Annotated in this window: 1 protein-coding gene; it reads left to right on the top strand. The window is 43.0% G+C overall.

What is annotated here, in order from left to right; all coding sequences use genetic code 11:
- Window positions 1-119 precede the first annotated feature (119 nt).
- Window positions 120-566 (top strand): IS200/IS605 family transposase, encoded by a 447-nt coding sequence (gene tnpA, locus OH456_RS25925; protein ID WP_042473647.1) that lies wholly within the window; start codon window positions 120-122, stop codon window positions 564-566.
- Window positions 567-628: the final 62 nt, after the last annotated feature.

The raw sequence follows: 628 nt of genomic DNA, 5'->3' as shown, positions 1-628 counted from the left end.
TTTTCTAACCCTAAACCACCTTCTAGGAAGGTGGTGATCGTCCATTAGGGCTTTGCCCGAAGGACGCTCATGTTCAAGATATCCGAGTTTGTAACCAGCAAATCAAGGAGAAAAAGAACATGAGCAGATATGAATCCGCTTCGCACGTATATTACAGGTGTCAGTACCATATAGTTTGGACGCCGAAGTACCGCCTCAAAATACTCAAGGGTAACTTGGGCAAAGAGCTGTACCGAAGTATCTACATCTACAGCAACATGAAAAACTGCAAGGTTGTAGAGTTGAACGTTCAAGTAGATCACGTCCACTTGGTTGTGAGAATGCCACCAAGTTTGAGTATTTCAAAGTATATGGGATTTGTAAAAGGACGGACAGCGATAAGGTTGTTCAACAAATTTCCGTATCTAAGAAAGCAGAAGTTATGGGGCAATAAGTTTTGGCAGCGTGGTTATTTTGTTGATTCGGTAGGAATGAACGAGGAAATAATCCGAAGATATGTCAGGCATCAAGATCGTGTTGGAAAGGAAGAAGAAGAGCGTCAGATGCATCTGGGGTTGAGTAACTAAAAGTTAGCCCCCTTTTAGGGGGCCATTCAAAGCCACCTGCTCAGCAGGTGGATTATTTACTT

It is taken from the genome of Vibrio sp. La 4.2.2, from assembly GCF_027586995.1.
GTDB lineage: Bacteria > Pseudomonadota > Gammaproteobacteria > Enterobacterales > Vibrionaceae > Vibrio > Vibrio mediterranei.
The sequence above is the reverse complement of the archived record's forward strand: the minus strand, read 5'-3'. Positions and strand labels throughout refer to the sequence as shown.